The following is a 20313-nucleotide window of genomic DNA, read 5'->3' on the forward strand; positions in this document are numbered from 1 at the left end:
TTATTGTCTGAAATTACCTATACTCATGTTTATCTGTATTATAATGTTATTATCTTGGATAAAGTGATAAAGGTGGAGATCCTCATGGAACAAGCTTTAAAAATTACAGGTGTATTATCTGACCCAACTCGTTATTACATTTATAAATATATTTCGCAAAAACATAGTTACGTAACGGTACAAGAAATTGCAGATGAGTTTGACATTCATCCAAACGTAGCGCGTTTACATTTATCTAAATTAGAAGATGTTCATATGCTAAAATCGGAAACGAAGAAAACTGGAAAAGGCGGACGACCGAGCAGATTGTATGTCTTATCTGAAGATGTTATCCAATTACAATTTCCATTCCGTGATTATCAATTGTTAGCAAGAATCGCATTTAATTCTTTACTTAGTCTTGGTGCTGCTGGTGAGAAAGCGCTATACGAAACAGGAAAACAATTCGGAGCTGAATTAATGCAACAACATATGCAACGTTTAAATGTGAGTGAAGATGCTTTAACAGTGGAACAAAAAGTTCAAATTGCAAAAGAAGCTTTCTCAACAGCTGGCTTATCACCTGCATTTGAATTAAGTGCAGATGGAACAAAAATTTTCTATGATGTACACAATTGTCCATTTAAAGAAGTTGCTGTTCATCATCCAACTGAAATTTGTAACATGCACGGAGATATGATGAAAGGGATTTTTGAAATCCTATTCCCTAACATGGAATTAACTCGAAATGATAGTCTATTAGATGGATGTAAATCTTGTAATTATAAACTAACAATTTAATTTTTCATATAAAAAGAAGCCAATAATAATTGGCTTCTTTTTATATGAACGAATATTTACAATAGTAAGAAAAATAAACTATAATGAGGTGAGGTTTACTTTTTTTAGAAAAGGAGGGAGATGGCATGGAGCGCATGTTTCGCGTTCTCGGCTTTTGGACTGGAATTTTCTCGGTTATGTTTTACGTAGGGGATATGCAACCGGCCGCACTACTATTTTTAGGACAAACAGGTTTCTTCGTACTTTTAAGCTATTTAAAATTAACAGAGCGTATGTATATATACGTATTTGGGGCATATTTAACTGTTTTCTTCATAGGATTTACATACTACACGACATTCTTACTTGTGCCTGGGGCTGGACATTAAAAGATGGCATTTTGCCATCTTTTTTTTAATTCCGGAATTTCCTAGTTGACTTATAGGTTTTATTACCTTATATTCTATATAACAGATTGGAATTAGGGGGAATCAACATGAATACACTGCTTGTCGGAATTAACGTTGCAGTCATGCTCATCTTAGTTGGCGTATTATATTATATGCAACGTAAGCATGTATCTTTTAATAAACGTGTATTTACCGCTTTAGGAGTCGGAATTTTATTCGGTCTTATATTACAATTTATTTATGAGCCAACTTCTAAAGTAATTATTGAATCAAATACTTGGTTTGGCTTAATCGGTAACGGTTATGTAAAATTACTTCAAATGATCGTTATGCCACTTATTTTAGTATCTATTATTTCAGCATTTACAAAATTACAGTTAACGAAAAACCTTGGTAAAATTAGTGGCCTTATTATCGGTATTTTAATTCTTACTACAGGAATCGCTGCAGCTGTCGGTATCGCTGCAAGTGCAGGATTTGATGTATCTGCAACCGGCCTACAACAAGGTGATGCAGAATCTGCTCGACTGAAACTAGTTGAAGAAAGATTTACTTCTATTGAAAAGACAACAATTCCAGATAAATTATTAGAGCTATTACCTACAAATCCGTTTCTTGATTTAACAGGCGCTCGTCCAACATCAACAATTTCTGTCGTAATATTTGCAGCCTTTATCGGCATTGCCTTTATAGGTGTAAAACGAAAATATCCAGAACAAGCAGAGCTATTTAAGAAGATGCTTGATGCTGTATATGCAATCGTAATGCGTATGGTAACATTAATTTTACGCCTTACTCCATACGGCGTATTAGCTCTTATGGCAAAAACAGTTGCTGGTAGCGACATAAATGCTATTTTAAAACTTGGCAACTTCGTGTTAGCGTCTTACGTAGCACTTATCGTAATGTTCGTTATCCACTTATTATTAATTGCGCTATCTGGTTTAAATCCAATTCAATATTTAAAAAAGGTGTTCCCTGTATTAACATTTGCATTCACATCTCGCTCTAGTGCTGGTGCGATGCCATTAAATATTGAAGCGCAAAAAGAAAAGCTTGGTATTTCCGAAGGAATTGCAAACTTCGCAGCTTCATTTGGGGTATCTATCGGACAAAACGGTTGCGCAGGTATTTATCCAGCAATGCTTGCAATGATGGTCGCTCCAACTGTAGGAATTGATCCATTACAACCACAATTTATTTTAACTTTAATCGCTGTTGTTGCTATTAGCTCATTCGGTGTTGCCGGAGTTGGTGGCGGCGCAACATTCGCAGCTTTAATCGTACTATCTACAATGAACTTACCAATCGGTATTGTTGCTCTAGTTATCTCGGTTGAGCCATTAATCGATATGGGGCGTACAGCTCTTAACGTAAGTGGCTCTATGACAGCAGGTCTTATTTCAAGTAAATGGCTTGGTGAATTAGATCAAGATACGTACAATCAAGATGATACAAAAACTGGTGAAATTGCTTCATAATGAAAAAAGACGCTAACATACAATTGTTAGCGTCTTTTTTATTCCGTCCCCTCTTTATAGATTTTATCTTGAGAATTATCACTCTAAGTATTCTTCTAGTTGCTCTTTTAACTCTTCCCCAATCTCATAACAAGATTCATCAGCGAGTTCCCCTACTTTCTTACTCCCCAAAATGTTTGATTGAATTGGCATTCCTAAAAAGATTCTTTCACATTTCCAAATTGGAATATTATGAAATCCAATCAGCTCTTTTTCTTCATCTAATATAGCTATAGCAACTGATGAATAATAACCCACCTCAAAGGGATTCTCTTTTTCTCTTGCAAATCCCATATCTAATTCCATGTGTTTTTCTATGTATAAATGTGAATACTCTTTATGCAGTTTAAGTGATATTCGCTCTATTTCCTTCTCCATACATTGAATGTTCTCTTTTAACTCCAACGTAAACTCCTGTTCTTTATATTTCATTTTCGCCTCCTTAAACATAGAAAAAGAGAATACAATAACATATCCTCTTTCCTCAAATATATTTCATTATCTCACAGCCCGTCCTTTTCACAAATAACCATTTTGTTCGCACCATTTATGAAATTGTCCTACGTCTACTCCAACTAACACGATATCCTTTAGCTCTACATCAATGACTTGTTCTCCAATTACAATAGCAAACTGCGATGCTAATTTTGTCTCATTTTTCTTTACAATTCCAATTCGGTTCCGATGCGGTCCATCTTTTATATATGCTTTTTGTCCTACAATATCAAAGTTCAAAATTCTCACCTCTTTTACTGCGCTCAAATTGGAAATACGATCTCCACCTCGGAAAATTTCCTTTCATTGCACTATTTCTCTATATATATGACGAAACAATAAAAGAGTCCTTCCTTCTTTACAATTATTTTTTCTTTGTTTCATTTTTGTGATTGAAACGTAAAGTTTATAATAAAATACACTTGGAAGCGCTTTCTATGTAATTTTTTATGTTATAATATATAAGTAGAACTTCGTAAAGAGGGTTAAAAAATGAATACAAAAATGATTAAAAAAGTAATTGAAGCATTAAAAGTATATGGCTTTCAGGATGTATCATTCTGTGACAAAACGAGGCAATTTTTATTTCATAACGAAACCGATATTATGAGCGGCTATGCAGAAATAACATATAGTAGTCAATTTGAAAAATTCAACGTACAAATTCATCCAATTGAAACACATCACCAAGCAGAGTTACAAGAGATTGAAAGACATATACAAGCTTGTATAAGAAAAGTGGAATATTTAAACGCACTTCTTACCGGGCAGACAAAACTAGATGATAAAATTATTATTATGTAAAAAAAGAACGTGATCCAATCACGTTCTTTTTTCATTATACGTTCATCTTTTCCTTTAGTTGTAATCCTGTAACAGATTCTAATACATCCATCGATTCTCCAAATGTCATATCAAAAATTGTCTTGTCCTCTATGTATGGAAACTGTCTGAAACGCTTTTCTAACACCTTCACAGCATCTGATGTAAAGTTTGCACTATCAATGCCAAATTCTGTTTCAAGAAGAACGATCCAATCTAACACATGAAAACCTAATCCATTGACGAATGAAATCAATTTTTCTTCTGGGTTTGAAGATAAGAATACTTGGCGTTCCATCTCACTAAAAAGTTCTTCTCCTAAGATTTCAGCTAACTCATCATCATGTTCACGTTCAACAAGTTCTTCGTAGCCGTAATCATCCACAAGCTCTTCTACTTCTTCACTATCCTGACAAAGCAATTGACTAAGAAGTGCCTCTTTCTTAAATTCACTATTTTGTACGACTTCTAAAAAGCTCGTTTCCCATCCATTTTCTAATTTCATATTATGTACTCCTTTATATACGTTTCTTATCATCACTGTACCCAAAAGATCACTTTTATAACCTTTTAGGTAGTTACTATTATTTCATATGATTCATAACATAAGATGCAAACTCAGCTACATCTCCTTCAAAAATATTTATTTCTGGCAAGTGATAGAACGTTGTTTGGAGCGGGCTTCCTGCATGATATACATATATCGTTTTCTCTAGTGCAATCGCCATTCCAAACTCTGTATGGCTCCCATTTCCGCCATCTAATATAAGTAAAAATACATCCGCTTCTTTTACAGCATTTTGTTCTGCCTGACCAATTTCTCTTAATTGTTCTTCATTTGCTGCTTTTTCGTTTTTGGTCCAATCATATGTATGGTGCCATCCTGCATGTTTCAGTTCATTTGCTACGGAACGTACAAGATGTTTATTTTGGAAACCTGAGGCGATATAAAAATTCATTTATATACACTCCTTCATTATGTATAGGGAAACTCCTTTTTAGCGTTATTTGTTATAGCTACAATAAAGAACAACTTCAAAAAAAATCCCCATCTTTAAAACTTATTTGCGTTTAAATGATGGGATGCTTCATGGTCTTCTTTTATTTTTTGTTTTTTATAACTTTCATCAGCTAACATTTCTAGTTCAGCTGTTATCTCCGACTTTTCAAGCTCTCTTTCTTGCGAAAATTTCCTTGAAATATAAACAATAACACTACCAACGTACAACACAAAGCATATAATAAGTGCAGTATTTTCATAGAGACTTAGCTCCAACACAGTCACTCCTAATCCATTCGTATTTTCACGCCTCATTAATTGGAATTTCCCTATTAACCCATTTGTTATCCCGCTATTTGAGGGCAGTAAGACTCCCTCCTCAAAATTCAGTAACAGTAAAGAAGTTAGATGTGGGATGCACCCAACTGATTAAAGTTTCACTTTATTGTAACATAAAAATATCAATTCTTGGAATCTTTCACCCTACTAAAAGAGGCATGATTATTTCATCATGCCTCTGAAATATTTTGAATGATTGTTTTAATTGCTTCTTTTCCATTATATTTTTTTAGTGCTGTTTTATACTTCTCATTATTTTGATTTAATTCTTCGACATACTTTATAAGAGATTTTACATTTACATCTTCTTCATATAATACGGAGGCATATCCTTGTCTTTCAAAGGACTCTGCATTTAATATTTGATCTCCACGGCTTGCAAATTTCGATAATGGAATTAAAACCATCGGCTTTTGTAATGTTAAAAATTCAAAAATTGCGTTGGAGCCCGCGCGTGAAATAACAAAATCTGTTACCGCTAATATATCTGGCAGTTCTCCATGTACATATTCAAATTGTCTATATCCTTCTTTATTTTGTAAACTTTCATCAAGGTTACCTTTTCCGCAAAGGTGAACAATTTGATACTTTTTAAGAAGTTCTGGTAATGCTTCTCGAGCCGTATCATTAATTTTTTTCGCGCCCAAGCTGCCTCCCATAATCGTAATAACTGGCTTTTTACGTGAAAAACCTAAAAACGCTAAACCTTTTTCACGATTTCCCTTCAGCACTTCTTCACGTACAGGAGACCCCGTATATATTACTTTTTCTTTCGGTAAATGTTTCGCTGCTTCTTCAAATGTAACAAATATTTTCGAAGCAAAACGAAGCGCAATTTTATTTGCTAGTCCTGGCGTCATATCAGATTCATGTAATAAAACTGGTACTCTATTTAGCCATCCGCCAATTACGACTGGTACAGATACGAAACCGCCTTTTGAAAAAATCACATCTGGTTTTAGTTTTCGAATTCTTACATACGCATCCATAACACCCTTCATTACAAGAAAAGGATCTTTTATATTTTTTAAATCAAAATAACGACGTAGCTTTCCACTCGAAATACTATAGTAGGGAATGCCTTCCTTTTCTATAATCGTTTTCTCAATACCTTGGTGAGAACCAATATAAGAGATATCCCAGTTGTCTTCCTGTAAATATGGGATAATGGCTAAATTAGGTGTTACATGTCCTGCCGAACCGCCACCTGTAAAGACTATTTTCTTCATACGTCTCCCCCTTCTAGACTATAATACACTAAAATATCTTGCCTCAGGGTGAGAAAATACCATAGCCGTTACGGACGCTTCTGGCTCCATCATGAATCCTTCTGTTAATGAAATACCTATTTCCTCTGGATGAATTAAGCGAAATAGCTTTTCTTGATCTGCAAGTTCTGGACACGCCGGATAACCAAATGACACTCGTATTCCTCTATATTTCGTACGGAAACGTTCTTCCATCGTCAGTTCAGGTGAGTCCGGAATGCCCCAGCGGTCACGAATGAGCATATGTGTTTTTTCAGCAAGTCCTTCCGCTAATTCAAGCGCTAACGATTGAATGGCATGACTACGTAGGTAATCACCTTTCGCCTTCCACTCTTCAGCAATATCCCGAACTCCTTCCCCAACCGTAACAGATAAGAAAGCAACATAGTCCATCTCATCTCCTATTGGGCGCAAATAATCACCTAAAGTACGATAGGGAGCCTTTCCTTGTCTAGGGAATGTGAAACGCTCTATAACACGCGTATGATCTTCTGGATCATATATTACAATGTTTTGTCCGTCGCTTTGCGCTGGGAAAAATTGATACACTGCTTTCGGCTTTAACCAAGATTGTCCTTCCTGCAATAATTCATCTATTAAATCATTTAATTCATGTGCTCTCTTATCTCCCTCTTTCAAAAGCTTCTTCACATTTCCTTTTAATCCAAGGTGATGCCCAAGTAGCATTTGTCTATTCAGAAATGGTGCGAGATGAAGGGCGGGAACATCTCGTAATACAATTCGTTTTGTTGAATCAGGCACCATAACCTCTGATTTTGGTAATGGCTCAATTACTGCTGGAATTTCTACTTTCTTCTCCTCTTTTTTTACGATATGAAGATGACGTTCTTTTTTATCCTGCTTCATCTTCTCACGCTCTTCTTCTTTTTGAAGCTTATTAATAATATCGAGCCCCGTCATCGCATCACTCGCATAACAAACGAGTCCTTTATATGATGGTGAAATCCGATTATCTGTAAACTTTCTCGTTAACGCTGCACCACCTACAACAATGGGCACATCAATATTTGCCGCTTTTAAATCTTCAGCAGTCGTTACCATTTGTTGAGCTGATTTTACTAATAAACCTGAAAGGCCTATAATGTCCGGCTTCTTTTCTTGTACTTCTTGAACAATTCGATCCGAACGTACATTAATTCCTAAATTAATAATCTCATATCCGTTATTCGCTAAAATAATTTCAACGAGATTTTTCCCAATATCATGCACGTCACCTTTTACAGTTGCTAACAATACTTTCCCTTTTTTCGCACTATCACTAGATTCCATATGTGGCTCTAAATAGCTTACAGCGGCTTTCATACTTTCGGCACTTTGCAATACTTCAGCAACAATAAGTTCATTATTATTAAATAGTCGTCCTACCTCGTCCATCCCTGTCATAAGCGGACCGTTAATAATATCAAGAGGTTTTCTTCCTTCTTCAAGTGCAAGACTTAAATCCTCGTGTAATCCTTGTTTCGTACCTTCTACAATATAATTTGCTAGTCTTTCATCAAGCGTTAACGTTTCTTGCACAACGACATCTTTCTTTTTAGCAACTCGGTAAAAGTTTGTAAATTCTTCTAACGTCTCTTTCGTCGTTTCAAACAGTAATGCATCTGCAAGGCGTTTTTCTTCCTCTGGAATCGACGCATAGCGTTCTAATTTTTCCGTATTCACAATCGCGTAATCTAATCCTGCTTTCGTAGCATGATATAAAAAGACTGAATTTAATACTTCACGTCCAGCCGGTGGTAAACCAAATGATATGTTACTTACACCTAAAATCGTTAAACACTCTGGTAACGCTTCTTTAATAAGGCGAATTCCTTCTATAGTCGCTGCCGCTGAGCCAATATATTCTTCATCACCTGTCCCTACTGGAAACACAAGTGCATCAAAAATAATATCTGACGGGCGTATCCCATACTTCTTTGTAAGTAATTCATAGCTTCTTTTCGCAATTTCTATCTTTCGTTCCGCACTAACCGCCATACCGTCTTCATCAATTGTTCCTACAACTATAGCGGCACCATACTTTTGAAGAAGCGGTGTCACTTTTTTAAATCGTTCTTCTCCATCTTCTAAATTAATTGAATTAATAACAGCTTTTCCTTGAATATAAGTAAGAGCTCGCTCCATCACATTTTCATCTGTTGAATCAATCATAATCGGTACTTTTAAAACTTTCGTAACTTCTGCTAAGAAGTTTTCCATATCTTCTATTTCATCGCGATCAGGATCTGCCATACAAATGTCAATAATATGAGCATTTTTCTTCACTTGCGCTCTTGCCACTTCAGCAGCCTCTTCAAATTTCCCTTCTGCTACTAAGCGTTTAAATTTACGTGACCCAATAACATTCGTTCTTTCACCTACAAATAACGGTCTCATAGACTCATCATATTGCAGTGCTTCTAATCCACTAATTCCATGTCCTTCTCTCTCATAATGGTCACGAGGCCTAAGAGATGCTAGCGCGGATTTCATTGCTTTTATATGTTCTGGTGTCGTGCCACAACAACCACCAATAATATTAACCCATCCTTCTTCAGCAAATCGCTTCACCTTTTCAGCAAGAGAAGATGGAGATTCATGGTAATGTCCATCTTCATCAGGAAGACCTGCATTTGGATAACAAGAAATGTAACACTCCGATAAATCAGATAGTGAACGAATATGGTCCCTCATAAACTCCGGACCAGTCGCACAGTTTAACCCAACAGATAATGGTTTCATATGTTCTACTGATAAATAAAAAGCTTCAATTGTTTGCCCAGCCAGAGTCGTTCCCATTGGCTCAATCGTTCCTGAAATCATAATAGGAACCGTTTTTTTCAGTTCTTCAAAAGCGGCTTGAATTCCAATATAAGCTGCTTTCACGTTACGCATATCTTGACTCGTCTCAACGAGTAATACATCAACTGCTCCTTTTAATAATCCTCGTGCCTGCCTTGTATAAGCCTCAATCAATTCTTCAAAAGTCACACCACCTGTAACACTAATTGCTTTCGTTGTTGGTCCCATCGCTCCCGCAACATATACTTCCTTCCCGCTTTCTTTAACAGCTTGCTTCGCCAAAAGTGCTGCCTTTTCATTTAGTTCTTCATCTAAATGAGACAGATCATAATCACTTAGTACAATATTCGTTGCCCCAAATGTATTTGTTTCAATAATATCCGCTCCAGCTTCAATATAAGCTTTATGAATCTTTAAAATAACGTCTGGTCTTGTTTCCACTAAATATTCATTACAGCCCTCGTACTCTTCTCCTCCGAAATCTTCAGCAGTTAAATCCTCTTGCTGAATCATTGTCCCCATTGCACCATCTAATATTAAAATGCTATTTTTTAATTTTTCTTCTATACACTTCATCAATTAATACCTTCTTTCACTTCTTGCTTTTCTCTTACATATTTAACAAGATGTTCTGTAATTTCATACTTTAAAAATGGTGTAATAAGATAAATACCATTAAAATATTTCATCGCTGCGTCGACCAATTCTTGTGAAATGCGGATCCCTTCCTCAATTGCTGCCTCTTTCGTTTCATGTCCATCCATTCTCTCTCTTATTTCTTCAGGAAGAGTAATACCCGGCACCTCAAAATGAAGAAAATCTGCATTCCGCTTACTTACTAACGGCATAATTCCAATAAAAATAGGTTGTTCCAAATGCTTTGTCGCTTCATACACTTCTTCAATTAACTTGATATCGTAAATTGGCTGAGTTAAAAAATACTCCGCTCCAGCATCTATTTTTCGTTCCATTCGCTTAACCGCTGCTTTTAAGTGCCTCACGTGAGGATTAAATGCGCCGCCTACAGAAAACCTTGTCGCCGGTCCAATTGATTTCCCTAAAATTGAACGTCCATCGTTCATTTCTTTAATCATTTTAATAAGCTCAATAGAGGATAAATCATATACAGAAGTGGCACCGGGAAAATCACCAACGCGCGCTGGATCACCAGTTAAAGCTAACACTTCTTCCATCCCTAACGCCGATAAACCTAACAAATGAGATTGTAGTCCAATGACGTTATGATCTCTACACGTTAAATGCGTCAATACTGGGATATCATGCTTCGTTAATAACGCACCCATCGCCATATTAGAAACACGAGGCGATGCTAATGAATTATCTGCTAGAGTAATAGCATCTGCTCCCGCTCTTTTTAACGCTCTTGCTCCTTCAAAAAAACGCTGTGTATCTAACGTTTTCGGTGGATCTAATTCCACTACAACTGTTGTTTGTTTTTTCGCTTTCTCTGCTAGAGTGACGTGAGCCTTCGAACGTTTCTCATGCGTATGAACGACTTTCGGCCTTTGAATCGTGTCTTTTTCTATTACAGGGGTAATATTCGCAACAGCGCGCTTCATACTTTGAATATGTTCTGGAGTCGTACCACAACAACCACCCAATAACCGAATACCTTGCTCAATAAATCTCGGTGTCATCGCTTCAAAATAAGCTGGACTTCCCTCATATACGTAACGTCCATCCACATAATTCGGGAGGCCTGCATTTGGGTATGCTGATAAATAGCCATTTTGAGGAATCGATATCATTTTGAAAGCTTCCGTCATATGAAGCGGCCCTAGTTGACAATTCAATCCAACAACATTTGCACCGTAATCTATAAGTTGCTTTAATATTTCATTGACATCATTTCCATTTTGAGTCGTACCTGCTTCATGTAACGCTAATTGCGCAACAATTGGAATATTCGTTTGCTTACGCAATACTTTAACGGCATGAAGTAATTCAAATTCATCGTAAAAAGTTTCTAATAGTAATCCATCAACCTGTTCTTCTAGTAAAGCCCCTGCCTGTTCAAGTAACATAAACTCTCTTTCCATATCAGTCGTTGTAACAGCTCCGATATGTTTCATACCACCAATTGTTCCTAAAATTGCATTTTTATCTGTCACAGATGCTTTCGCTAGTTTTACTGCCGCTCTATTAATTTCTGTAACTTGATTTTCTAAACCATACATACGTAATTTCGCCTCATTTGCTCCATACGTATTCGTTTGAATTACATCTGCTCCAGCAGCTACATATTGTTTATGAATCGATATAATTAAGTCTGGATCAGATACATTCAATTCTTCAAAGCTACTTTGCAAACCATGTGAATGCAATAACGTCCCAACCGCACCATCACCTATTACAATTCCTTTTGATAATAAATCTAGTAATTTCACGACTCTCCCTCATTTCTATCAATATAAAAACCCCCTCTTCACTTTGAAGAGGGGGACATAATCGTTCCTCCTCTTATTATGCAAAACATTCGTTTTGCAGGTATTAGCACCGTTTCAAACATTTCGTTTGAAGGTTGCCGGGTTTCACAGGGCCTTTCCCTCCACCGCTCTCAATAAGAGTTGTCTTTATTATTTTATTTATGTAGCTAAAAGGAAATGCGTTCCCCTTTTAACAATGTTTGTTAATTTTTTAATAAATTTAGCATGCACAAAAGTAAAAGTCAATGACACTTGCGGAAAAATAAAAATTATTTAAAATAAAGTTGCAATTCAGTTATATTTTATTGTAAAGTTAAAAACATAATAAAAATTTCATACGAACATTCTTATCTAGAGAGGTAGAGGGACTGGCCCTGTGACGCCTCAGCAACCATTAACATTTTGTTAATAAGGTGCTAATTCCAGCAAATTGTGAAAGATTTGACAGATGAGAAGAAGACTCTATTCAAACCGAAAGCCTTCTTCTTAGAAGGCTTTTTTTATTTTATATTCACTTAATGTTTCAATTTAAAAAGGAGGAATTTTCATATGTCAACAATCGAAACAAAACTAGCACAAATCGGAAATCGCAGTGAAACTACAACCGGAACGGTTAATCCACCAGTTTATTTCTCAACCGCTTATCGTCACGAAGGAATTGGTAAATCTACTGGCTTTGACTATTCACGAACTGGCAATCCAACTCGAGGTCTTTTAGAACAGGCGATCGCAGACTTAGAATATGGCGAACAAGGTTATGCCTGTAGTTCAGGGATGGCGGCTGTTCTCCTCGTCCTTTCTCTATTCCGCTCTGGAGACGAACTTATTGTATCTGAAGATTTATACGGGGGAACGTATCGATTATTTTCTGAGCATGAAAAAAAGTGGAATGTTCGATGTAGATACGTAAATACACAGTCTATTAAACAAATTGAGCAAGCTATCACAACTGAAACGAAGGCTATTTTCATAGAAACTCCAACTAATCCATTAATGCAAGTTACTGATATTGCTGCTGTCGCAACTGTAGCGAAAAGGAACGGACTACTCCTTATTGTAGACAACACTTTCTACACACCTTATATACAGCAACCATTAACAGAAGGTGCTGACATTGTACTTCATAGCGCAACGAAATATTTAGGGGGACATAACGATGTACTAAGCGGGCTTGTCGTTGCAAAAGGAAAGGAACTTTGCGAGGAAATCGCTCATTATCATAATGCATCAGGTGCAGTTTTAAGCCCATTTGACTCATGGTTATTAATTCGCGGTATGAAAACGTTAGCGCTTCGCATGAGGCAACATGAAGAAAATGCGAAAGCAGTTGTTGCGTATTTAAATGATGAAGACGGGGTGACAGATGTATTTTATCCAGGAAGAGGTGGCATGATCTCATTCCGCCTTAAAGATGAAGCTTGGATTAATCCATTCTTACAATCTTTATCCTTAATTACATTTGCCGAAAGTCTTGGTGGTGTAGAAAGTTTAATGACTTATCCAGCAACGCAAACACATGCTGATATTCCTGAAGAAATTAGAACAGCAAACGGCGTATGCAATCGTCTTCTTCGATTCTCAGTTGGCATTGAAAATAGTAACGATTTAATTCAAGACTTAAAGCAAGCAATTAAACTCGTAAAAGAAGGTGTAAGAATATGAGCTATTCTATAGATACACTCTTACTACACAACCAATATAAACACGACTCGCAAACAGGCGCTGTGAACGTTCCTATTTATAACACATCAACTTTTCACCAGTTTGATGTAGATACGTTCGGAAAATATGACTATAGCAGGTCAGGAAACCCAACTCGTGAAGCTCTTGAAGATATCATTGCTTTATTAGAAGGCGGAACAAAAGGATTCGCCTTTGCATCAGGCATTGCAGCGATTTCCACTGCATTCCTCCTTCTTTCACAAGGTGATCACGTACTCATTTCAGAAGATGTGTACGGAGGCACTTACCGAGTGATAACTGAGGTACTCTCCCGTTACGGTGTTTCACATACATTTGTTGATATGACCAATTTAGAAGAAATAAAACAAAACATTAAACCAAATACAAAGCTCTTTTATGTAGAAACACCTTCTAACCCACTTTTAAAAGTGACAGATATTCGCGAGGTTTCTAAACTCGCAAAATCTATTGGGGCTCTTACTTTTGTTGATAATACATTTTTGACACCACTATTCCAAAAACCACTTGAACTTGGAGCTGATGTCGTTCTTCATAGTGCTACAAAATTTATTGCTGGTCATAGTGATGTTACTGCCGGATTAGCAGTAGTAAAAGATTCAGAACTCGCTCAAAAGCTTGGATTTTTACAAAATGCATTCGGTGCTATTTTAGGACCTCAAGATTGTTCTCTCGTACTTCGCGGTCTAAAAACATTGCATGTACGCCTCGAACATTCAGCTAAAAATGCCAATAAAATCGCACATTATTTACAAGAGCACTCTAAAGTAAAAAATGTCTATTATCCGGGATTACAAACTCATCTCGGATTTGATATTCAACAATCTCAAGCAACATCAGCTGGAGCGGTCTTATCGTTTACTTTGCAGTCAGAAGATGCACTCCGCAAATTTTTATCAAAAGTAAAATTGCCTGTTTTTGCAGTTAGTTTAGGAGCTGTAGAGTCAATTCTTTCTTATCCAGCAAAAATGTCACATGCAGCACTGTCGCAAGAAGCTCGTGATAAAAGAGGAATCTCTAATTCATTACTTCGGTTATCAGTCGGTCTTGAAAATGTTAACGATTTAATATCCGATTTTGAAAATGCCCTTTCTTATGTAGAAGAACCTGTAAATGCATAGAGAAAAAGAAGATATGAGATTAGGTTTTCATATCTTCTTTTTATGCGGTTTAGCTATATTCATTTGAATTTCTTCTTTTCTTATAGTCCATAAAAAATAAAAGTATATCATCTATTTCTAAATAATGGATTAATTGATATATTAAGAAATAAAAAGGGGTGAAAATAATGGATACTTGTGCAGATATTTTAATCGTTATCGATTTACAAAATGGCGTATGTTATAGCGAGGAGCATTTATTTGATTTACAGAACTTACTAAAAAAAGTAAATAAAAGAATTTATTCATATAGAAAATTAAATAAACCAATCCTTTTTGTTCAACATTGTGATGATGATTTAGTACCCGAGAAAGAACTTTGGGCTATTCATACCGATCTAGATGTTCAAGAACAAGATTTTTTTGTAAGAAAAACACATGCAAATTCATTTTATAAAACAAACTTAAAAGAAATTTTAGATCAATTATCTGTAAATCGCATTGAATTTTGTGGCGCCCAAACAGAGTACTGTATGGATGCAACGATTAAGTTTGCCCACGGGCTAGGATACGAAAACTTTATGGGACAGAAAACAACCTCTACGTTGAATAATCCTTTTATGTCCGCAAAAGAGACAATTGATTTTTATGAGAACATATGGAATCACAGATTTTTAACGTTGCTAAAAGATGAATTTTAGAATAAATGACTAATGACTTGATCATCCTAAGATTTATCAGCCGTAATCAAATATTTCATTATCACCATAAAGAAGCGAATGACATTCAGCTTCTTTTCTTTTAACCTGTTTTATATTCTATATATATCATTATAATTCCTTTGTCATATTATTTTAAAAATTTCGTATATTCATTTGAAAGAATAAGAAAATCATGATAAAATTGTGTTACAAATATATCTATATCTTTCAATTTTTAAAACGCATCGAAATTTTCACCCAAAAATGTCATTTTACAAAAACATGCTAATTTACCTATTTTATTTACATCCGGGTCTCTTTTCTTACAATTTCTTTACTTTAGGACTTTTTTTCTGCAACAACTATTTTCTTTTCTTTAAATTTTTGGTATGTATAGTATGGTATAATAGCTCACACGGAGGTGGAAAAGAACATGTTAGAAACCTTTCAAAAAGAATTAGAACTATATGAAAGTAATGCAGAATTATTAAAAGTGCTAGCTCATCCTGTTCGTTTATGTATCGTAAAAGGATTAATCGAGCGCGGTCCAAGCAACGTTTCTACAATGTATACTGGCTTAAACATGCCACAATCTACAATTTCACAGCATTTAGCAAAATTAAAAAGCGCTAAAATCGTTTCTAGTGAAAGAAAAGGATTGGAAATTTATTACAAAGTAGAGAATGAAACAATCATTCAACTCGTTCGTGTATTATTAGGTTAGGGACTAATAATCGCAGAAAAAGAACGTATTCTATATTTTTTATCTCATATCTTTAATATAAATATATATCATGAGAGGAAATATATAATACTACATAAGTCGTATTAAAAAACAAGACACAGTATATACTGTGTCTTGTTTTTTATATTGTTACATACTGATCCAAATGTAAATGTTGCATATCTTTTGTATGTATAACAACATCAAACGAACTCCCTACTCCTCCATTTAAAATCATAGAACGAACTGCTCGATTTTGTTTTTGCGTTTCAGAAAAAGGATTCGTATCTTGATGGCTCGTAAGCTGTTCTAATATCCCTGCAGCTAACAAGAACTCAGATTGTTTCTTATGCCATACTGCACTCATTCCTTGCATACTAAAGATCTCCTTTAGCTCGTCCCAATGAACATGAGTAGTAAGATCCATTTCACCTGGATGCGCTAGTGGGTTACGCATTAGCTTATGCTGATAATATCCTCGCAAACTTCCTTCGCGGTGTGCTGGATGCATCCATTCTTCTTTTGTGTATCCGTAATCAACTGTAATACATATACCTTTTTGAAACCATTTCGAAATTTCTTTTATATACTCCTCCATAACAATTGGTACTTCAAAACGTTGCCCTTCAGCAATATAAATATTATATTTCAATAAATAGCGACCAATTCTTTTATTTAACGGCCTACATACTTCTGAAAGGTTTCCTTCCTCTGTATATGTAATACGTACTTCATACAATATACCATTTCTTTTCTCAATTACTTCAACAGGAAATGCATCAAACAACTCATTCGAAAAAAGAATTCCCTCGAAAGAATCTCCCATTTCACTATAGGAGGTATAGTACGATACATTAGAAAATGAGCCAAGTTGCTCCTGCTGTAATTTCCTATGAAAAGGGCTCACTTCAATCATTGAATAGTTTAAATTAATAAAGGTGTTTGGAGATAATTGCTTCCATTCTTGTAAAACATCATAGGCAAACTTCCCTGTTCCCCCACCAACCTCACAAATATTCGAAGCAACTTCACCATTTTCAACAAGACGAATAAAAAGTTTAGCAAAAGTTTTTGCAAAAACAGAGGATACATTGCTACTTGTAAAAAAATCCCCTTGTCTTCCAATCTTTTCACGTTCTTTCATATAATATCCATGACCCTCCGTATACAATACAAGGTTCATATACGTACTATATGAAATTGAATAATCCTTTTCTTTCCCCATCCATTCTCTTAAAATGAGCTCCATTCCCATAATAACTCCTTATTGTAAAAACGGATTATTTTCTTTTTCAAAGCCAATGCTTGTTTCTGGACCATGTCCACATAACACCGCTGTTTCATCTGGTAATACAAATAATTTCTCTTCAATACTTCCAATTAATTCAGCAAAACTTCCACCAGGCAAATCTGTTCTTCCAATGCTCATTTGGAACAATACATCTCCTGAGAATACAGCATTCGCTTCTTTACTATAATAAGAAATACTTCCTGGAGAATGTCCTGGTGTCTCAAAAACTTCAAAATTAAATGATCCAATTGTTAATGTACCTTCTGCATCAATAATATGATCCGCTGGTTTTGCTGTAATACTGCGGTTCATCATAAAAATTTGAGAGCCGTTTACAGTTGCATCTCCTAACCAATCTGCTTCTTCTTTATGTACGTACACAGGAATATAAAAAGCGTCTCTTACGGCATCAACAGCACCGATATGATCAAAGTGAGCATGTGTTAATAAAACAGCCAATGGTTTTAATTGTTCTTCTTGTAAATATGTAACGAGCTTTTCACCTTCATGACCAGGGTCAAAGATAATGCACTCTTTTTGATCGTTCATTAAAATATAAGCATTTGTTTGTAATGGGCCTAACGGCATTTGTATCCATTTCATATAAAAATCTCCTCCAGTTATTAAAAACTTACTTTTAATGATACAACATTTCTTTCTCTGAGGAAAAGAAAGGATGCTATCTCGACAATCATTTTTAAAACATGTACAATATAAAAGAGTAAATATTCCAAAAACTCATAATAAGAAATGGGTAGACAGAGGAGGATATTGTATGGGCCTTGTTATTATTTTTACACTTGTCACTCTGTTAGCTGTATTTGCTACGCTTAGAACACTTCGTGAAAAAAACTTTTTCGCGAGCGGCTTTGCAATTGCAACTGTACTCGTTTTCGGATGGTTTACGATCATGACTGTTCTATATAACGGGTATCCACCAGCAGCTTAATTCGTTTACACTTTATTCTTCATCGAGATTTTACACAAAAAGAGGAAGGGTTCCCCCTTCCTCTTTTCATATTTCACAACTTATATCATCTTCGCTTCGTATTTGTGCTTTTTTACAAGCCAAGCTCCTCCGATAACACCTGCATCATTACCAAGTGTTGCAATAGCTAACTTCGTGCTCTTTACAGCACGTGAGAAAGCGTATTGCTCGAAATAGCGTTGAATTGGTTCTAATAGCGCATCTCCAGCTTTAGACACGCCTCCACCAATAACAATTTTCTCTGGGTTCAATGTACTAGAAAGGTTCGCTACAGCTAATCCTAAATAAGAAGCTACTTTTTCTACTACTTCACCTGCTAATTCATCACCTTGTCCAAGTGCTTCAAAGACATCTTTTGATGTAATACGTCCTTCTTCAGCTAACATAGAACGCAACACGCTCTCTTTATTAGTCTCTTGTATTTTTTGCATAGCAACACGTACAATACCTGTCGCAGATGCTACTGTTTCTAAGCAACCAGACTTCCCGCAATTACATGGGAAAGCATTTTCTGTAACGACTGTAATATGTCCAATCTCACCAGCAGCACCACTCACGCCGTGTACAATCTCACCATTGGCGATTACACCACCACCAACGCCCGTACCAAGTGTCATACAGATTAAATCTTTTGCACCTTCACCAGCACCTTTCCACATTTCACCAAGCGCTGCTAAGTTCGCATCATTATCAATAACAACAGGTAATCCTGTTTCTACTTCTAATAAATCTTTTAGCGGATAGTTTTTCCATCCTAAATTAACCGCTTCATAAATCATTCCAGACGCCACATGTACAGGACCAGGAGCTCCCATACCAATACCAATTAATTTGCTCTTCAATTCGCCTAATTCTTCTAGCTTTTTATCAATTGCTTTCGCAACATCAAGTGTAATATGTTTTCCTTGCTCACCTGTATTCGTAGGGATTTCCCACTTATGTAAAATTTCACCGTATACATTAATAAATGCTAATTTAATCGTTGTACCACCAAGGTCAACACCAACTAACCATTTCTCTTCCATGTTGCTTACCTACCTTTATCTAATTCTTATTTAGCTCTTTTTGAATTTCTTGCTTCAATAAAAATAAAGCTGTTTGATAGTCTTGTGGATCGATTAGCTGTGATTGATTTAATTCACGCAATTCATCTTGCATTAATTGTAAATCTGCAATTCGATCTCCCGTATAAATAATCGTACCAAATTTCTTTAGCAATTGCTGAATATCATAAATAGATACCATTTCATCACCCTCTATGCTCACTTACTATAAAAAATTATAATAAGAAAACGTTCACATATTTTATTATAATCAAGAAGAAAAAGTCTCGTCAATTTTTATTTGTCTATACAAGCTTATTTATAAGCAGTGTTCCTTTTTCTGTAATAATTTTTTCTATGTTTTTATCAAATGGCTCTACTGGAATGTGTTTTACCATTTGAAAATCATACGCTAATGACAGCGTTTTCCCTTTATAATGCACGAGATAACGATCATAATAGCCACCGCCGTACCCAATTCGCTCTCCTCGTTCTGTATAAGCTACGCCTGGGACAATTTGAAGATCAATTTCATCCATATTCACTTCTTCCGTAAGCCCGGGAATCGGTTCACGTAAATTCATATACACCGTTTCTAATTGATCAAAATTATTAATTTGCCGGAAGGACATCGTTCTAGTTCCTTTATTACACTTAGGAACTACAACTTTCTTTCCTTCTTCCCAAGCTTTTTCGATAATAGGATATGTATTCACTTCATTTTCCATTGAAAGAGTAATTCCAATTGTTTTAGCTTCAACCCACTCTTTTTGCGCATACAACGAAAATGCAATCTGTTCTGATAAAGTTGTATACTGTTCTTCTGATAAAGAATTCATGTGTTCTATTATTTGTTTACGTAAACGTACTTTCTCTGCTTTCACACATTCTCCCCCTTACAGT

General features: G+C 35.7%; 22 protein-coding genes and 2 riboswitches. Of the genes, 9 read left to right on the top strand and 13 right to left on the bottom strand.

All coding sequences use genetic code 11. The features are described 5' to 3' along the window. Nucleotides 1–84 precede the first annotated feature (84 nt). The 3 genes from DN401_RS09790 to DN401_RS09800 all read left to right on the top strand — a co-directional run bounded on the left by DN401_RS09790 (nt 85) and on the right by DN401_RS09800 (nt 2650). Entirely contained in the window at nt 85–780 is a 696-nt protein-coding gene (locus DN401_RS09790; protein ID WP_000434125.1) for a helix-turn-helix transcriptional regulator, read from the top strand. A gap of 125 nt (nt 781–905) precedes the next feature. Further along, nucleotides 906–1148, top strand: a complete 243-nt coding sequence (locus tag DN401_RS09795) for a DUF2626 domain-containing protein (protein WP_000440716.1) — start codon at nt 906–908, stop codon at nt 1146–1148. 107 nt (nt 1149–1255) lie between these two features. Next, nucleotides 1256–2650: an L-cystine transporter gene (locus tag DN401_RS09800; RefSeq protein WP_001094345.1), complete on the top strand. Its 1395-nt coding sequence runs from the start codon at nt 1256–1258 to the stop codon at nt 2648–2650. A gap of 78 nt (nt 2651–2728) precedes the next feature. Here the strand turns inward: DN401_RS09800 and DN401_RS09805 are convergent, their stop codons facing one another. Both DN401_RS09805 and DN401_RS09810 read right to left on the bottom strand, forming a co-directional pair. Then, a complete protein-coding gene (locus tag DN401_RS09805) occupies nt 2729–3121 on the bottom strand; it encodes a hypothetical protein (RefSeq protein ID WP_000875395.1) in 393 nt (130 codons plus the stop codon). Nucleotides 3122–3208: 87 nt separating this feature from the next. Beyond that, the gene (locus tag DN401_RS09810; protein ID WP_001008327.1) at nt 3209–3424 is read right to left on the bottom strand and encodes a DUF3912 family protein; all 216 of its coding nucleotides are present in this window, start codon (nt 3422–3424) and stop codon (nt 3209–3211) included. 252 nt (nt 3425–3676) lie between these two features. Between DN401_RS09810 and DN401_RS09815 the strand changes: the two genes are divergently transcribed. Then, on the top strand, nt 3677–3988 hold the full coding sequence (locus DN401_RS09815) for a hypothetical protein (protein WP_001093239.1): 312 nt from the start codon (nt 3677–3679) through the stop codon (nt 3986–3988). Nucleotides 3989–4022: 34 nt separating this feature from the next. On the opposite strand, the gene DN401_RS09820 is transcribed toward DN401_RS09815, so the two are convergent. The 6 genes from DN401_RS09820 to DN401_RS09845 form a co-directional block, all read right to left on the bottom strand. Further along, the gene (locus tag DN401_RS09820; protein ID WP_000764267.1) at nt 4023–4511 is read right to left on the bottom strand and encodes a hypothetical protein; all 489 of its coding nucleotides are present in this window, start codon (nt 4509–4511) and stop codon (nt 4023–4025) included. 79 nt (nt 4512–4590) lie between these two features. Beyond that, the gene (locus DN401_RS09825) at nt 4591–4965 is read right to left on the bottom strand and encodes a nucleoside 2-deoxyribosyltransferase (protein ID WP_001012342.1); all 375 of its coding nucleotides are present in this window, start codon (nt 4963–4965) and stop codon (nt 4591–4593) included. 95 nt (nt 4966–5060) lie between these two features. Then, nucleotides 5061–5321, bottom strand: coding sequence for a DUF3966 domain-containing protein (locus tag DN401_RS09830; protein ID WP_001250699.1), 261 nt, complete (start codon nt 5319–5321; stop codon nt 5061–5063). 194 nt (nt 5322–5515) lie between these two features. After that, a complete protein-coding gene (murG, locus tag DN401_RS09835; RefSeq protein ID WP_000724776.1) occupies nt 5516–6574 on the bottom strand; it encodes an undecaprenyldiphospho-muramoylpentapeptide beta-N-acetylglucosaminyltransferase in 1059 nt (352 codons plus the stop codon). Nucleotides 6575–6592: 18 nt separating this feature from the next. Next, nucleotides 6593–9991 (bottom strand): methionine synthase, encoded by a 3399-nt coding sequence (gene metH / locus DN401_RS09840; RefSeq protein WP_149287666.1) that lies wholly within the window; start codon nt 9989–9991, stop codon nt 6593–6595. Next, on the bottom strand, nt 9991–11823 hold the full coding sequence (locus DN401_RS09845) for a bifunctional homocysteine S-methyltransferase/methylenetetrahydrofolate reductase (RefSeq protein ID WP_000770352.1): 1833 nt from the start codon (nt 11821–11823) through the stop codon (nt 9991–9993). The genes metH and DN401_RS09845 overlap by 1 nt, the downstream gene beginning before the upstream one ends. Nucleotides 11824–11893: 70 nt before the next feature. Then, a riboswitch (SAM riboswitch) is annotated at nt 11894–12003 on the bottom strand. A gap of 203 nt (nt 12004–12206) precedes the next feature. Beyond that, a riboswitch (SAM riboswitch) is annotated at nt 12207–12317 on the top strand. 94 nt (nt 12318–12411) lie between these two features. Here DN401_RS09845 and metI point away from each other — a divergent pair. The 4 genes from metI to DN401_RS09865 all read left to right on the top strand — a co-directional run bounded on the left by metI (nt 12412) and on the right by DN401_RS09865 (nt 16088). Beyond that, a complete protein-coding gene (metI, locus tag DN401_RS09850; RefSeq protein WP_000103897.1) occupies nt 12412–13524 on the top strand; it encodes a cystathionine gamma-synthase/O-acetylhomoserine thiolyase in 1113 nt (370 codons plus the stop codon). After that, nucleotides 13521–14684: a cystathionine beta-lyase gene (metC, locus tag DN401_RS09855; RefSeq protein WP_000122299.1), complete on the top strand. Its 1164-nt coding sequence runs from the start codon at nt 13521–13523 to the stop codon at nt 14682–14684. The genes metI and metC overlap by 4 nt, the downstream gene beginning before the upstream one ends. A 167-nt stretch (nt 14685–14851) precedes the next feature. Next, nucleotides 14852–15364, top strand: coding sequence for a cysteine hydrolase family protein (locus DN401_RS09860; protein WP_000379156.1), 513 nt, complete (start codon nt 14852–14854; stop codon nt 15362–15364). 433 nt (nt 15365–15797) lie between these two features. Continuing rightward, nucleotides 15798–16088, top strand: coding sequence for an ArsR/SmtB family transcription factor (locus DN401_RS09865; RefSeq protein WP_000894377.1), 291 nt, complete (start codon nt 15798–15800; stop codon nt 16086–16088). A 142-nt stretch (nt 16089–16230) separates the two neighbouring features. Here DN401_RS09865 and DN401_RS09870 read toward each other — a convergent pair whose 3' ends face one another. Both DN401_RS09870 and DN401_RS09875 read right to left on the bottom strand, forming a co-directional pair. Then, entirely contained in the window at nt 16231–17343 is a 1113-nt protein-coding gene (locus DN401_RS09870) for a class I SAM-dependent methyltransferase (protein WP_000525154.1), read from the bottom strand. Nucleotides 17344–17352: 9 nt separating this feature from the next. Beyond that, the gene (locus DN401_RS09875) at nt 17353–17982 is read right to left on the bottom strand and encodes an MBL fold metallo-hydrolase (protein WP_000871231.1); all 630 of its coding nucleotides are present in this window, start codon (nt 17980–17982) and stop codon (nt 17353–17355) included. A 172-nt stretch (nt 17983–18154) separates the two neighbouring features. On the opposite strand from DN401_RS09875, the gene DN401_RS09880 reads away from it, so the two are divergent. Beyond that, nucleotides 18155–18328, top strand: a complete 174-nt coding sequence (locus DN401_RS09880) for a DUF2759 domain-containing protein (RefSeq protein ID WP_000524852.1) — start codon at nt 18155–18157, stop codon at nt 18326–18328. Nucleotides 18329–18408: 80 nt separating this feature from the next. On the opposite strand, the gene glcK is transcribed toward DN401_RS09880, so the two are convergent. The 3 genes from glcK to DN401_RS09895 all read right to left on the bottom strand — a co-directional run bounded on the left by glcK (nt 18409) and on the right by DN401_RS09895 (nt 20294). Next, on the bottom strand, nt 18409–19392 hold the full coding sequence (gene glcK, locus DN401_RS09885; RefSeq protein ID WP_000391704.1) for a glucokinase: 984 nt from the start codon (nt 19390–19392) through the stop codon (nt 18409–18411). A 19-nt stretch (nt 19393–19411) separates the two neighbouring features. Then, on the bottom strand, nt 19412–19612 hold the full coding sequence (locus DN401_RS09890; protein ID WP_000253699.1) for a YqgQ family protein: 201 nt from the start codon (nt 19610–19612) through the stop codon (nt 19412–19414). Nucleotides 19613–19715: 103 nt separating this feature from the next. Next, nucleotides 19716–20294: a 5-formyltetrahydrofolate cyclo-ligase gene (locus tag DN401_RS09895; protein WP_000642750.1), complete on the bottom strand. Its 579-nt coding sequence runs from the start codon at nt 20292–20294 to the stop codon at nt 19716–19718. Between the last annotated feature and the right edge of the window lie 19 nt (nt 20295–20313).

This window comes from Bacillus sp. BF2-3, from assembly GCF_008368795.1.
In the GTDB taxonomy this organism is placed as follows: Bacteria; Bacillota; Bacilli; order Bacillales; family Bacillaceae_G; genus Bacillus_A; species Bacillus_A cereus.